At 68.8% G+C, this 13,598-nt stretch carries 12 protein-coding genes; 6 read left to right on the forward strand and 6 right to left on the reverse strand.

Features of this window, described 5'->3' with window-relative positions; all coding sequences use genetic code 11:
* The first annotated feature begins 603 nt into the window (after positions 1-603).
* Positions 604-771: a hypothetical protein gene (locus AB0H43_RS29150; protein WP_360004826.1), complete on the forward strand. Its 168-nt coding sequence runs from the start codon at positions 604-606 to the stop codon at positions 769-771.
* A gap of 1,057 nt (positions 772-1,828) precedes the next feature.
* On the opposite strand, the gene AB0H43_RS29155 is transcribed toward AB0H43_RS29150, so the two are convergent.
* Together AB0H43_RS29155 and gsmA (AB0H43_RS29160) are read right to left on the reverse strand one after the other, a co-directional pair.
* Positions 1,829-2,290, reverse strand: a complete 462-nt coding sequence (locus AB0H43_RS29155; RefSeq protein WP_360004484.1) for a BMP family ABC transporter substrate-binding protein — start codon at positions 2,288-2,290, stop codon at positions 1,829-1,831.
* A 113-nt stretch (positions 2,291-2,403) separates the two neighbouring features.
* Complete coding sequence (gene gsmA, locus AB0H43_RS29160) at positions 2,404-3,522, reverse strand: sporangiospore maturation cell wall hydrolase GsmA (protein ID WP_360004485.1); 1,119 nt, start codon at positions 3,520-3,522, stop codon at positions 2,404-2,406.
* Positions 3,523-3,638: 116 nt separating this feature from the next.
* Between gsmA (AB0H43_RS29160) and AB0H43_RS29165 the strand changes: the two genes are divergently transcribed.
* Positions 3,639-4,670 carry an LCP family protein gene (locus AB0H43_RS29165; protein WP_360004487.1) on the forward strand — a complete coding sequence of 344 codons (1,032 nt, stop codon included), beginning with the start codon at positions 3,639-3,641 and terminating at the stop codon, positions 4,668-4,670.
* Positions 4,671-4,804: 134 nt separating this feature from the next.
* Here the strand turns inward: AB0H43_RS29165 and AB0H43_RS29170 are convergent, their stop codons facing one another.
* Together AB0H43_RS29170 and gsmA (AB0H43_RS29175) are read right to left on the reverse strand one after the other, a co-directional pair.
* Positions 4,805-5,257 carry a hypothetical protein gene (locus AB0H43_RS29170; RefSeq protein WP_360004489.1) on the reverse strand — a complete coding sequence of 151 codons (453 nt, stop codon included), beginning with the start codon at positions 5,255-5,257 and terminating at the stop codon, positions 4,805-4,807.
* Between the two features lie 23 nt (positions 5,258-5,280).
* Positions 5,281-6,282, reverse strand: a complete 1,002-nt coding sequence (gene gsmA / locus AB0H43_RS29175; RefSeq protein ID WP_360004491.1) for a sporangiospore maturation cell wall hydrolase GsmA — start codon at positions 6,280-6,282, stop codon at positions 5,281-5,283.
* Positions 6,283-6,456: 174 nt separating this feature from the next.
* On the opposite strand from gsmA (AB0H43_RS29175), the gene typA reads away from it, so the two are divergent.
* Complete coding sequence (gene typA / locus AB0H43_RS29180; protein WP_360004493.1) at positions 6,457-8,322, forward strand: translational GTPase TypA; 1,866 nt, start codon at positions 6,457-6,459, stop codon at positions 8,320-8,322.
* 133 nt (positions 8,323-8,455) lie between these two features.
* Here the strand turns inward: typA and AB0H43_RS29185 are convergent, their stop codons facing one another.
* Both AB0H43_RS29185 and AB0H43_RS29190 read right to left on the reverse strand, forming a co-directional pair.
* Entirely contained in the window at positions 8,456-9,340 is an 885-nt protein-coding gene (locus AB0H43_RS29185; protein WP_360004495.1) for a lytic transglycosylase domain-containing protein, read from the reverse strand.
* Between the two features lie 44 nt (positions 9,341-9,384).
* Positions 9,385-10,236 (reverse strand): lytic transglycosylase domain-containing protein, encoded by an 852-nt coding sequence (locus tag AB0H43_RS29190; protein ID WP_360004497.1) that lies wholly within the window; start codon positions 10,234-10,236, stop codon positions 9,385-9,387.
* A gap of 136 nt (positions 10,237-10,372) precedes the next feature.
* Between AB0H43_RS29190 and AB0H43_RS29195 the strand changes: the two genes are divergently transcribed.
* From AB0H43_RS29195 to AB0H43_RS29205, 3 genes are read left to right on the forward strand one after another with little or no spacing between them, the layout of a single operon-like run.
* Positions 10,373-11,227 (forward strand): serine hydrolase, encoded by an 855-nt coding sequence (locus AB0H43_RS29195; protein ID WP_360004499.1) that lies wholly within the window; start codon positions 10,373-10,375, stop codon positions 11,225-11,227.
* A 9-nt stretch (positions 11,228-11,236) separates the two neighbouring features.
* Complete coding sequence (locus tag AB0H43_RS29200; RefSeq protein ID WP_360004501.1) at positions 11,237-12,304, forward strand: dipeptide epimerase; 1,068 nt, start codon at positions 11,237-11,239, stop codon at positions 12,302-12,304.
* Complete coding sequence (locus AB0H43_RS29205; RefSeq protein ID WP_360004503.1) at positions 12,301-13,290, forward strand: C40 family peptidase; 990 nt, start codon at positions 12,301-12,303, stop codon at positions 13,288-13,290. Before AB0H43_RS29200 ends, AB0H43_RS29205 begins: the two co-directional genes overlap by 4 nt.
* Positions 13,291-13,598: the final 308 nt, after the last annotated feature.

Raw genomic sequence — 13,598 nt, forward strand, 5'->3', positions numbered from 1 at the left:
AGCGTCGGCGTGAGGGTCTGGGACTGGTACCCGTGCGGCGGGTACATGGCGTCCACCTGCGGGACAACATTGCCCGCGTAGTAGATGTACAGCTTCGGCTGCAGCGATCCGTTGCCGTAGTTCCGCGATGTAAACCGTTTGAAGTTGCTGGTGGTCGTCTCGGAGCCGGCCATCAGTTCCAGGCCGAAGTTCGTGCCACCGTTGGCCCAGCCCTGCACCGTTGCAATCGGAATTTCCGCGTAGATCCATTCGCCCTTGGACCGGTCACCCGCCTTGTTATTGCAGGGAATGGTCATCTGTGACGAGTCCGGGGTCTTGGAGCCCAGCAGGTTCGTCGAGGGACCGGGCCAGTCGATACTCGCCGCCGCCCAGGCGGTCGTCGTGTTCATGACCTTGAAGGACGTAGGGGTGCAACTCGCGGCCCACGTCATGTAACCCTTGAACCAGCTCTTCGAGATCGTGTTGCCCTTGTATGTGGTCCCGAATCCGTCGAAATGGATCAGCGCCCGGTAGCGGTGCGTGCCCGAGTCGTACGTGCCGACGGCGAGGTTGTTCTCCGCCGAGTGGTCATTGTTGTCCGTGTATGAGACGTAGGTGTCACCAGTGGAGCCGAAGGTCCCGGTCAGCTGCGGGTCCACCGTCACCGGCCACCGGCGGTTCGGGTCGTCGAGCCACGCCCGGTCGAGCGTGACCTTCAGCACCTGCTTGCCGCCATCGACGTTCAACAGCTCGTACGCGACGCCGTCGGATCGGGTGAAGTCGCCGCTCTGATCGTCGAACTTGGAATCGACCATGAAGCCTTGAGGGATCCGGGCGCGTTCGACGCCTTTCGCATCACGGAGGATGACCTCGCCGTCGGCGTCGAGCTCGGCGGTAAGCCCCTTGAGCTCCAACGGGAAGACGAACTTGTTGCCTACCGCGGCGGAGTCCAGGATGAGGGACTCCTTGACGCCGTTGGCCAGTACCTCGAGCTTCATGTCGACGCCGGGCAGCACGTCCCGGTAGGTAATGCCGCCGGACTCGGCGAGCGGCGTGACGTCGGCTGCGCCGTCCAACCCGTACGCCACCGCAGTGTCACGGTCGAGGGTGAGACGCGCCAGAGCCGGGTCCGTCGAGGTCGGCGCGAAACTGATGTCGGTCGAGTTCGCCTTCTGGACATACCGACCGCCAGGGCCGTTGGTGAGCGATCGGTCGATCGGGGTCCAGACGCCGTTCTTGCGGTAGTTCACCGGATCCTGCGCGACGATCCGAACATAGGAACCGTCCGCGTTCTGGTAGATGTCGGACGTGGCGGTGGCGTCGCCCGCGATCCGCTTGCTCGTCTTCGGGTCGAAGCTATTGCGCTGGATGGCCCGTGTCCGACCAGTCTCACGCTCGGGCGCAGGGTCGACGGTGCCGATCACGCCCTTGGCCGGGACGCTCTTGTGCCCGGCAGGGTGCTTGGGATCGCGCCACGCCGTCGATAGCGCCGGCGCGGCCACACTCCCGCTGGTGAGCTGGGGCAGGCCCGGAATGGCCTGAGCCGCGGCGGCACGCGCCTGCCGGAGCCAGGACCACAGGCCGTCCAGGGGGAACGAGCCGCCAGCAGGAATGACATCCGCTGGAACGCCGACCGAGGCGAGAAAGACGACTGCCACCAACAGGCAGGTCCGTCGGCGGAAGCGACCACCGGTACGCCGACCGGCGGACATGGAAGACGGTACGGCAAAGTGACCCTCGCCGAGCCCTGTCATGCGGCCCTCCCCGTTGCGAAGCAAAGTGAGGAGGAGTTTCCAGCAAGATCACAGGCTGCGCAATACTCTGCCGAAAACGCCCTGCTAGCGAGCGGTTACCATCCGGCCGTCGGCTGCGCGGTCGGCGCGGCTGATGTCACGATCTGCACGATCGCACCCCAATCACCACCGTCCACACGCGACACATTGGTCGTGGGGCGTCCGGAGTTCACGGTAATGAACCGAACGTCGGGGAAGCGGGACGCGCCCTGATCGACGGCAGCCACCTGCGCCGGCCCGACGGCGAAGAGGAGATCGCATTGACCGCTCGCGAGCCCACCGAGAAACGTCGACGCGTTTTCCGCGGTCGGCTCTCCTACCACACGGACGTACTGCGCCATTACGTGACGCTCTTGGGCGGCCTTCGATATGGACGCCCACACGGGTGCGGCATCAGGTCCGTCGATTCCCTTGTCGTCGGTAAGCAGGCAGACGGTGAACTCGGCATACTGGCGGGCGCGGGGCGACTCGGGCGCGCCGGACGGCGAGATCCACCAAGCGACGAGGACGACGACCACACCGGCCACTGTCGTCACCCACCATCGCCGGCCGCCTTCCGCCAGCCAGGCGACGGCCGCCGTCCACCATTCGCGAAGCATCGCGCCTCCCAGTGTGTGGCGGACAGCCTACGTCAGGAGAGGCGGTCGTACTTGGTCAGGTCGTAGCGGCGGATCAGGTCGATGAGGTTGTTCGCGTACGTGGGTGAGGTTGCGTACCCGGCTTTGTGGATCTCGCGGGCGAACCGCTCCGGGTCGGCGGCGTACTTCATCGCGGTCTCGTAGCGCGCCAGCGTGGCCAGCTGCCGTCCGTGGTCGTCGAAGGAGTCGCCCATCGCCCGGTACGCCCGGAACGATGCCCGGGTTGAGCCGCACTTGCCGTTCGCGCATTCTTGCGTGACGTAGGTCGAGCAGCCCACCGCGATGGGGCCGGGTCCGCCGAAGCACTTCATCCCGAAGTAGCTGTGGTCGACGCGGGTGAGCGTGCTGCGGCCCCAGCCGGATTCCAGGACGGCCTGGGCGATGGTGACCGAGGCGGGCACCTTCCACTTCCGGGCGCTCGCCTGGGCCGGTCCGGCGACCCGGGCGAAGAAGGCGTCCTTCGTCGCCGCCGGGACCGTCGCCGGGGCCTGCCCGCACCAGGGATACCGCGGCTTCGCCGGGGACCAGCGGACGTACTTGTCGGCGACGAAGCGGCCGGGGCCGATCTGGTCCCATACCGCGTTGCCGTCGACTGTGCTGCCCCAACGGCGGCACTCGACCCGCACCCCGGCCGCGTCGCCGAGCGAGCCGACAGTGGAGTGCTTGGTGCCCGGTCCGGACCGGACGTTGAGGCGGCCTGAGGTGATGTCGACGGCGGACGACGTCGCGTCCACCGGCGGGTCACCGCACCAGGGCAGGGCCGGGCGGCCGGTCGGCCACTCCAGGAAACCGTCGGCGACGTGGCCGTGGCCCCAGTCCAGCCGATCCCACAACGCCGCCGTCCGCCGGCTCCCCTTCACCTGCTGGCCCCAGACCTGGCAGACGACTCGGACCTTGGAACCGTTGTCCACGGTGCCGAGGATCGGCCGGTCGGTCGCGGCGCCGGAGCGTACGTTGAGGCCGCCGGGGGCCCGCACGATCGCCTCCGCTTTCATTTCGACGGCTTCCGGTTTCACCCCGACTACTTCTGGGGCGCGGGCGGCGGTAGCCGGGCTGGCCAGGGCGAACGTTCCGAGGAGCAGGCCGAGACCGGCGAGGCCGACGAACTTCATGCCCTATTCAACGCAAATCCGACGTTGCCGTCACTGCACGATAAGTCCGGACAGTGGCGTTGGTCTCAGCAAACATTCATGGTCGCCCCGAGGCAACCCGGCTAGCGTTGCGCCCCATGGCAGATGGATCGGTCTATACGTCCAGATCACGGACCCGGCGGCGGGTACGGCGATTCGTCATCGCCGGCGGCCTCGCCGTCGTGGTGCTGGCGGGTGCGGCCGGCGCCGGCGGCTGGCTCTACCTCCGCAACGTCGACAAGAAGGTGGACCGCATCTCCGTCGCCGCACTGAGCGACGCCAAGCAGTCCACCCCCGAAGGCATCGCCGAGGGCGCGATGAACATCCTGCTGCTCGGCAGCGACTCGCGCGACCCCGACCAGACCAGCGGCTCGCGTACGGACACGATCATGGTGGCGCACATCAGCGCGGACCACAAGAACGTCCAACTCGTCTCGATCCCCCGCGACACCTGGGTCTACGTCCCCGAGTCCACTGACGGCGAAGGCGGCGAATTCGCCAAGATCAACAGTGCGTACGCCTGGGGCGGCGCGGATCTGATGGTGCAGACCGTCGAGAAGTTCACCGGTCTGCAGCTCGACCACGTGATGATGATCGACTTCGCGGGCTTCAAGGAGATCATCGACGCCGTCGGCGGCATCGACATCAAGGTCGACAAGACGTTCACCTCGATCCACGCGCCGTACCGGAAGTTCACGAAGAACGCCGCGGGCACCACCACCCACATGGACGGCGCGACCGCACTCGACTACGCGCGCCAGCGGAAGCAGTTCCCCGACGGGGACTTCGCCCGGATCGCCCACCAGCACCAGATCATCAAGGCGGTCATGGACAAGGCGACCAGCACCGGAACGGTCACCGACCTCGGCAAGCTGACGGCGTTCCTCAACGCCACCGCGAGCGCGGTCACCGTCGACGACACGTTGTCGCCGCTGAACCTGGCCTGGGCGCTGCGCACGATCGGCAGCTCGGACGTCACCTTCGTCACAAACCCGACCGGCAGCACGCCGACCATCGACGGCCAGAGCGTGGTCAAGTCCGACACCGTCAAGGCGACCGAGCTGTGGGAGTCGGTCGAAAGCGACACCGTGCCGACGTGGGCGCTCGCCAACCCGTCCTACGTCCGCTGACCCCGTGCCGCCCGCGCGCAACAAGCCGATCTAGGCGAAAGCGGTCGCCTGGCCAACCATTTCGCGCCTAGATCACTTTCAGGCGGTTGACCTTGAACGGCAAACGTCGCCCTGGCAGCAGAAACCAGTCAAGGTCACCCCACGTGAACGATCAACACCTGATCGTCGGCCAGAGCGGCGAGCGGCGTCTGCAGCAACGAGAACGCATCGCGGGCCAGCTCGCCGGCGGCTGCCGGGTCCATCTCCGTGCCCATCCCGGCGAAGTACTCCCGCAGCTCGTCGGCGGGGTAACGCGCGGGGTCGAGGGCCGGGAGATGTTTCTGGTGCTCGCTGGTCAGTAGCAGAGTGAAACCCCAGCCGTCGGAGAGGCGGTACGCCACCTCCCGATGGGGGGTGGCCATCAGGTCGACGCCCTGCTCATCCAGGTATGTCACGGTCAATACCAGGCCGTAGCCGGACCACGGGAAGCTGTCGGTGTCGACCTCGTCCGCCGTCGCGATCAAGAAGTCGTAGGCCCGCTCGGCGCGATCCGCCAACGCGGGAAGCTGATCGACCGGCAGGACGAAAAGGCTGGCGACGAACGACACCGCGGCAGCTTAACGCCGACCGGTCAGGCGCGGAGGGCGACGTCGTAGCGGTAGAGGTTGTTGTCCCGCATGACGCGGACAAGGTGCGCGGCGTACGCCGGAGAGGTCGCGTAACCGGCGCGCTGGAGTTCCAGGGCGAACCGGTCGGGTGAGGCCGCGTACTTCATGGCTGTCTTGTAGTGCGACAGCCGGGCCAGCGCCCGCCCGTGGTCGGCGAACGCGTCGCTCACGCGCCGATAGGAACGGAAGGCGTCCCGAGTGGAGTAACACCGGGAAGCGGAGCATTCGCGGGTGGCGTAGGTCGAGCAGCCGATCGCGATCGGGCCGGGGTCGCCGAAGCATTTCATGCCGAACAGGTTGTGTTCGGTGACCGCCAGCGGGCTGCGGCCCCACCCGGATTCGAGGATCGCCTGCGCGATGGTCACCGAGGCGGGCACCTTCCACGTGCGGGCGCTCGCCTGCGCCGGTCCGATGACGGAAGCCAGGAACGCCTTGTTCGACGACGGTGCCGACGGCGGTGCCGCACCGCACCACGGCAGCCGCGGTTCGCCGTTGGGCCAGCGGACGAAGGCCGCCGTCACGAACCGGCGTACGCCGAGCTGGTACCACACCGGATTGCCGCTGATGCTCTGTGACCAGACCCGGCAGATCGGGCGTACGGCAGCACCCGGGCCGACCGAACCGACGATGGCGTGCGAGGTGGCCGGCCCCGACCGCACGTTCAGCGGGAAAGAGAGGTTTACGAAGGCACCCGAAAGCGCCGAACACGTCGGTGTCGACGCCCGCCGAGTGGCCCACGCGAGGAAGGCGTCGGAGGCGTACCCGCCGTTCGTCAGGCGTACCCACGTCGTGGTCGTGCGGACCGAGCCGACGATCTGCTGTCCGCGTACGCGGCAGGCGATCGAGACGGCCTGATGGTGCGCGAGCCGGGACAGCACGCGGTCCCGGAGATGCGGCCCGGAGCGGACGTTGAGCCCGACCTTGGAATGGACCACCGCGCGGCCGGGGCCTGCCGTCGCCGCCATGGCGGGCGATGGCAGGAGTACGACAAAGAGAGCAATCGCGACAAACCTTCGCAGACCTGTCATAAATCGACGATAACCGGGTAATGCCCATAAAGTGCGAGAACGGCGTGATGTTCGCCGCTAACCCCGCCCCCGATGCCAGATCATGGTGGTCCACCCGGAACAATGGTCGGTATGCTGACCCGCCCGGATCTCCGTAACGTCGCGATCGTCGCGCACGTCGACCACGGCAAGACCACGCTCGTCGACGCCATGCTCAAGCAGGGCGGGGCGATCCACACCCGCGGCGAGATGGCCGACCGGGTGATGGACTCGATGGACCTCGAACGCGAGAAGGGCATCACCATTCTCGCGAAGAACACCGCGGTCCACTACCAGGGCGCGGACGGCGAATCCGTCACGATCAACATCATCGACACCCCCGGCCACGCCGACTTCGGCGGTGAGGTCGAGCGCGGCCTGACCATGGTCGACGGCGTCGTGCTGCTCGTCGACGCGTCGGAGGGGCCGCTGCCGCAGACCCGGTTCGTGCTGCGCAAGGCGCTCAAGGCCAAGCTGCCGATCATCCTCGTGATCAACAAGGTCGACCGTCCCGACGCCCGGATCAAGGAGGTCGTGGACGACACCTATGAGCTGTTCCTCGACCTCGACGCGGACGAGTCGCAGATCGACTTCCCGATCGTGTACGCCTGCGCCCGCGACGGCATCGCCTCGCTGAGCCAGCCGGAGGACGGCAAGGTCCCGACCGACTCGGACACGCTGCAGCCGTTGTTCCAGACGCTGCTCGACACCATCCCGGCGCCGACGTACACCGAGGACGCGCCGCTCCAGGCGCACGTCACCAACCTCGACGCCTCGCCGTTCCTGGGCCGGCTCGCGCTGTGCCGCGTACGGGAGGGCGTCATCCGCAAGGGGCAGTCCGTCGCGTGGTGCAAGACCGACGGCACGACCGAGCGCGTCCGCATCTCCGAGCTGCTGATGACGGAGGGCCTGGAGCGCAAGCCGGCCGAGCAGGCCGGTCCGGGCGACATCATCGCGGTCGCCGGCATCCCGGAGATCATGATCGGCGAGACGCTGGCCGACGCCGAGAACCCGATCCCGCTGCCGCTGATCACCGTGGACGAGCCGGCCATCTCGATGACCATCGGCACCAACACCTCGCCGCTCGTCGGCCGGGTCAAGGGGGCCAAGGTCACCGCCCGCATGGTCAAGGACCGGCTCGACAAGGAGCTGGTCGGCAACGTGTCGCTGCGCGTACTGCCGACCGACCGGCCCGACGCGTGGGAGGTGCAGGGCCGTGGTGAGCTGGCCCTGGCCATCCTCGTCGAGCAGATGCGGCGCGAGTCCTACGAGCTGACCGTCGGCAAGCCGCAGGTCGTCACCCGGGAGATCGACGGCAAGGTCTGCGAGCCGGTCGAGCGGCTGACCATCGACGCCCCCGAGGAGCACCTCGGCGCGATCACCCAGCTGCTGGCCACCCGCAAGGGCCGCATGGAGCAGATGGTCAACCACGGCACCGGCTGGATCCGGATGGAGTGGCTGGTCCCGGCGCGCGGCCTGATCGGCTTCCGGACCGAGTTCCTCACCGACACCCGGGGCACCGGCATCCTGCACCACGTCTTCGAGAAGTACGAGCCGTGGTTCGGCGAGCTGCGTACCCGCAACAACGGGTCGCTGGTGGCCGACCGGTCCGGTCCGGTGACGGCGTTCGCGATGACCAACCTCCAGGAGCGCGGCACGCTGTTCGTCGAGCCGGGCACCGAGGTGTACGAGGGCATGATCGTCGGCGAGAACTCGCGCTCCGACGACATGGACGTCAACATCACCAAGGAGAAGAAGCTCACCAACATGCGCTCCTCCACGGCGGACGAGACCGAGAAGCTCATCCCGCCGCGCAAGCTCTCGCTCGAGCAGGCGCTCGAGTTCTGCCGCGAGGACGAGTGCGTCGAGGTCACGCCGGTCGCCGTGCGCATCCGCAAGGTCACGCTGGACCAGACCCAGCGGGCGCGCGAGACCGCGCGACGCAAGCACCAGAGCTAAGCGATACGCACAACGGGGCGGTCTGGTTCGGACCGCCCCGTTCGCTGTCTCCGGCGAGAGTGTCGAGCGGGGCGGCGCATGCCGCGCCGCCCCGTTTCCGGGCTGGGCCCTTCCAGACCGGATCGGCCGAGGATCAGTAGACCGAGCAGGGGCAGCTGACCATCAGCGCCCGGACGTTGCTGACGTACTGGGGGTTCGGGATCACGATGCCGGTCGCGGTCCCCACCCCGCCGTAGCCCCAGTTGTAGGACGCGATGACCGCGTTCAGCAGACAGGGCTCCTTGTAGTCGGGCACGTTCGGATCCTTCGCGCAGTCCGCGGTGTTCAGCACGTAACTGCCGTCGAAGTAGTTGTCGCCGAACCACTTGATGAGCCACTGGAAGTACGCCGACGCGATCATCGTGTTGCCGGTCAGGGTGCGGGCGCTGTAGTCGGTGCCGAAGCGCTGGTTCATCCACTCCTCGGTGTCCGGCATGATCTGCATCGTGCCGATGCCGCCGTCGCAGGCGATGATCGTCGACTGCCAGCCGCTCTCCTGCCAGGCGGTCGCCTTCATCAGCATCGGGGGCAGGTCCACCTGCGACGTCGTCCAGAACTTCGTGGCCGCCGCCGTCTCCAGCGCCACGCGTACGTCGGCCTTGGGGGCGTCGACGCCCTGGTGGAACGGGCAGAAGTTGCTGCTGTACATCGGATGCGGACGGCGTACGGGGGGCGGGCTGAGCTCCGGATGAGGCTCGCGGGTCGGCGCGCCCGACAACGTCGGCGGCTTGCGGAGCTGGTTCGCACCGGCCGACGACGGGGCGACCAGGTTCGGCGCGGGCGACGTCGGAGCGGCGCCGCTCGGTACGCCGGCGGCGGCCGCCGCGGCTCCGTCGGGCTCACCGGCCGATGTGGTCGCCGAGGCGACGGTGACCTCGGACTGTGGCGAGTCGCCGGAGAAGGCGTACGCCCCGAGCCCGGCAACGGTCGCTCCGGCGAGCACCGCGGTGACCGCGGCCAACACCCAACTCTTTCGCATATCGGATTCCTCCCCGTGTCCCGACGCGAACTCTCGGAACGGTATCAGTAACCGAAGCAGGTGCAATTCACCATCAACGCGCGGACGTTGCTCACGTACTGCGGGTTCGGGATGACGATCCCCGTGTCGGTGTCCACCGCGCCGTAGCCGTAGTTGTACGCCGCGATGACGGCATTGAGCAGGCACGGCGTCTTGTAGTTCGGCACGTCGGGGTCACCGCTGACGCAGTCGTCGGCGCTCAGCGAGTACGCCCCGTCGAAGTAGACGTCGCCGAAGTACTTCACGAGCCATTGCAGGTACGCCGACCCGATCATCGTGTTGCCGCCCAGCGTGTGCACGTCGTAGCTGGTCCCGAAGCGCTGGTTCATCCAGGTGGCGGTGTTCGGCATGACCTGCATGGTGCCGATGCCGCCGTCGCAGGCGATGATCGTCGACTGCCATCCGCTCTCCTGCCAGGCCACCGCCTTGATGAGCTTCGGCGGCAGGGTGACCGCGGAGGTCGACCAGAAGGGTTTGGCCGCAGCGGTTTCGAGCGCTGCGCCGACCGCGCTCTTCGCCGCGTCGGTCCCCTCGTGGTACGGGCACTTCACGCCGGTCGGCAACGGGGACGGCTTCGGCGCGGGCGGCGGCGCCACCACGGTGACCTTTTTGCGGCTCGGCGACGCCTTGGGACTGGGCTTGCGAGTCGGCGACCGAGTGGGCGAAGCGGACGCCGACGGGCTCGGCGACGCCGAAGCCGAGGCGAGGTCGTCCGGTACGGCCACCTCCGGTGACGGCGCGGTCTCGTAACCGGTGCTCTGCCGCGACACGTCGGCGAAGCCCCAGGCGGCCAGGCCCACCAGGCCGACGCCGGCGAAGAGCGCGACGAGGGAGACGATCATCCAGCTGCGGCGCATATCGGTACTACCTCCCCGTATTCCGATGCGAACCTCCCGCACCATACGTGACCCGTCCACGGCGGACCAACCCACCGACGCCGGACGTCCGGGCCGGGTGCGCCTGTTTCCGCGTGGGCGCGATAGCGTGCCGACCATGACGCCCGAACTCGACGCCCTCACCCCGGAACTGGACGCCCTGGTCGCCGACGGCACCGGCACGATCTCCGTCTGGGCCGGATCAGTGCAGGCCGGCGCAGCCGGCGGGCCGGCCGCGTACGCCCGCGACGCGGATGCCACGCACTACGCGGCCAGCACGATGAAGGCCGCCGTCCTGGTGGCGCTGTACCGCCAGGCGGAGGCGGGCGTGCTGAGCCTCGACGAGGAGATCGAGATCCGTAACGAGTTCCCGTCGGTCTGGCCGGGCGCGGGCGACTTCTCGATCGACGCCACCGACGACAACGACGACGAGGTCACCGACCGGCTCGGGCAGCGGGTCGCGCTCGGCTGGCTGGCCGAGCGGATGATCGTGCGGTCCAGCAATCTGGCCACCAACCTGGTGATCTCCCGCGTCGGTGTCGACCCCGTGAACGAGGTGTGGCGATCGGTGGGGGCACGGCACTCGGTCACCGGCCGGGGCATCGAGGACGCGGCCGCCCGGGCCGAGGGCGTGACCAACCTGGTCACCGCGGCCGACCTGGCCGCCTTGTTCTCCGCGATCGCGAACGGCACCGCCGCCTCGGCCGACAGCTGCGCGGCGATGCTGCGAATCCTGCAGGCCCAGGAGTACCGGGAGGATCTGCCCGCCGGGCTGCCGCCGGGCACCCCGGTCGCCGTCAAGAACGGCTGGGTGACCGGCGTACGCCACGGGGCCGCGGTCGTCCTGCCGGTCGGCGAGCCGCCGTTCACCCTCGTCGTCTGCACGACGACGCTGCTCGGCGAGGCCGAAGGAGCCGCCTTGGTGGCCCGGATCGCGGCGGCGGCCTGGCGGGACCGAAAAGCCTTCACATAAGGTGGCCTGGTGCCGATCGTCGAAGTGCGCACGCACCGCCTCACCGCCCCCCTGCACACCCCGTTCGTCACCGCCCTGCGGCGTACGACGCACGTCGCGAGCCTGATCGTCGAACTCGTCGACGAGGACGGCCGGTCGGGCTTCGGCGAGGCGCCGCAGGTCTGGCAGGTCACCGGCGACAGCATCGACGGTTCGCAGGCCTGCGTCGAACAGATCCTCGGGCCGCTGGTGACGGGCGCCGATCCGGCCGAGGTCGTCGGGCTCAGCCGCGCGATCGAGCGCGCCGTCGTGGGGAACGAGGCCGCCAAGACCGCCGTCGACTGCGCACTGCACGACCTGGTCGCCCGCCGCGCCGGACTTCCCCTCGTACGCACGCTGGGCGGCGCTGCTCTCCGCGTACAGACTGATGTGACCCTGTCGGCCGGGGAGGCCGACGGCCTGCGCGAAGCCGCCACCGCGCGGGTCAAGGAGGGTTTCACCACCCTGAAGCTGAAGGTCGGCACGGACGCCGCCGGCGACCTGGCCCGGATCCAGGCGGTACGCGAGGCCGCCGGACCGGACGTGACGATCCGCCTGGACGCCAACCAGGGGTGGACCGCGCGGGACGCGGTGAAGATCATCCATGGGCTGGAGGACGCCGGGCTGGGCATCGAGTTCGTCGAGCAGCCGGTGCCGCGCTGGGACCTCGACGGGCTGGCCTGGGTGAGCGACCGGGTCGACACCCCGATCATGGCCGACGAGTCGGTCTTCGGCGTGCGTGACCTGGTCGAGGTGATCCGGAGGCGCGCCGCCGATCTCGTGAACGTCAAACTGGCCAAGTGCGGCGGCCTGACCAACGCCCGGACGCTGCTCGAACTGGCCCGCGCGCACGGCCTGGGCACGGTCGTCGGCTCGATGATGGAAGGCCCGATCGGCATCGGCGCGGCCGCCTCGCTGGTCGCGGCCTACCCGACCACCGCGGTCAGCGATCTGGACGCAGCGTGGTGGCTGGCATCCTCCCCCGTCACCGGCGGTATCCGGTACGAGGGTTCGGCGGTCGTCCTGCCCGACGCGCCCGGTCTGGGCGTCGCCCTGTGAAGCCGGGGAGCCTCTCGGGCGAGCCGCCAGGACTGCATTCAGCCCGGATCGGCGTCGCGACGGCGACTCTCTTCAGCGCGCCGACGACCGACCGGCCGCTGGACGCCCCGGCCCTGGCCCCCGTCACCGACGTGCGCAAATGGGTCGCCTCGCTGACCCCGGCCGAGCGCATGCGGGCCGCCGTGGTCAGCCAGTCGCTGCTGGGCGAGCCGGTGATCGTGGACTCCACTGTGGATGGCTGGTCCCGCGTGGTGCTGACCGGGCAGCCCGCGACCGACCTCGATCCCCGGGGATATCCGGGGTGGCTGCCCTCCTGCCAGCTGGCCCCGGCCTCCGGCCCCGACCCGGCTTCCTCGGACCCCGACCCGGCCTCGGCTTCTTCGGACCTCGTGGTGGCCGTGATCGCGACGACGCTGCGAGACGCGCCCAACGGCGACCTCGTGCTGCCCTCCGTCGTCCTCGGTACGCGCCTCCGCCGTTCGCCGCACACCGGATCGCGACGCACCTCCGCCGACGGCTGGTGCGCCGTCGACGTGCCCGGCCACCCGGAACCGTTGTGGGCGCGCAGCCTCGACCTGGCACCCGCGCCCACCACTGTGGCTGCGACTTCTCGTGAGGTGTTGAAGACCGCGACGATGCTCCGGGAGACGCCGTACGTGTGGGGCGGGCTGACCCCGTTCGGCATCGACTGCTCCGGCCTCGTCCACCTCTCCTGGCGACGCCACGGAGTGACACTTCCGCGGGACGCGTACAACCAGGCGGCCGCCACGACGCCGATCCCGTTCGGCAGTGAACGGCCCGGCGACCTCTACTTCTTCGCGCGTACAGGACAGCGAGTGCACCACGTCGGATTCGTCGCCTCCGCCCCGCGCGGTGACACCCGGATCATGCTGCACGCCTGCTCCGAACGACGAGAAGTCGTGATCGAAGAGATCCAGGGCGACCGGGCCGGGACCTTGGTCCGTGCTCATCGCGTACCGCTCTGACGCTCGGCCCGCCGCCTCGCTTCCGCGCCTTTCCGCGCCTTTCCGCGCGCTGTGCTTCCGCGCGATCCTCGCTTCCGCGCGATCCTCGCTTCCGCGCGCCGCGCTTTCCGCGCGATCATGAACTATCGGCCATGATCGACCGGCGTGTCGTGTCCAGAGGACCCTGATCGACTCCCTGGCGCCCTGATCGCCTGACGCCCTGATATTGACGCCCTGATCGCCTGGCTCCGAAGCGATCTCCGGAGGCTCACGCACCCTACGAGGTCAAGATCAGGTGCCTGAGCGTCCGGAGATCACGAGAGCCTCAG

Source organism: Hamadaea sp. NPDC050747, assembly GCF_040654195.1.
Classification (GTDB): domain Bacteria; phylum Actinomycetota; class Actinomycetes; order Mycobacteriales; family Micromonosporaceae; genus Hamadaea.

Excerpts from the sequence above, each read along its gene's own strand:
- gsmA (WP_360004485.1), bottom strand. The coding sequence starts at position 3,522 with ATGAAGTTCGTCGGCCTCGCCGGTCTCGGCCTGCTCCTCGGAACGTTC.
- AB0H43_RS29165 (WP_360004487.1), top strand. The coding sequence starts at position 3,639 with ATGGCAGATGGATCGGTCTATACGTCCAGATCACGGACCCGGCGGCGG.
- gsmA (WP_360004491.1), bottom strand. The coding sequence starts at position 6,282 with ATGGCGGCGACGGCAGGCCCCGGCCGCGCGGTGGTCCATTCCAAGGTC.
- typA (WP_360004493.1), top strand. The coding sequence starts at position 6,457 with ATGCTGACCCGCCCGGATCTCCGTAACGTCGCGATCGTCGCGCACGTC.
- AB0H43_RS29185 (WP_360004495.1), bottom strand. The coding sequence starts at position 9,340 with ATGCGAAAGAGTTGGGTGTTGGCCGCGGTCACCGCGGTGCTCGCCGGA.
- AB0H43_RS29190 (WP_360004497.1), bottom strand. The coding sequence starts at position 10,236 with ATGCGCCGCAGCTGGATGATCGTCTCCCTCGTCGCGCTCTTCGCCGGC.
- AB0H43_RS29195 (WP_360004499.1), top strand. The coding sequence starts at position 10,373 with ATGACGCCCGAACTCGACGCCCTCACCCCGGAACTGGACGCCCTGGTC.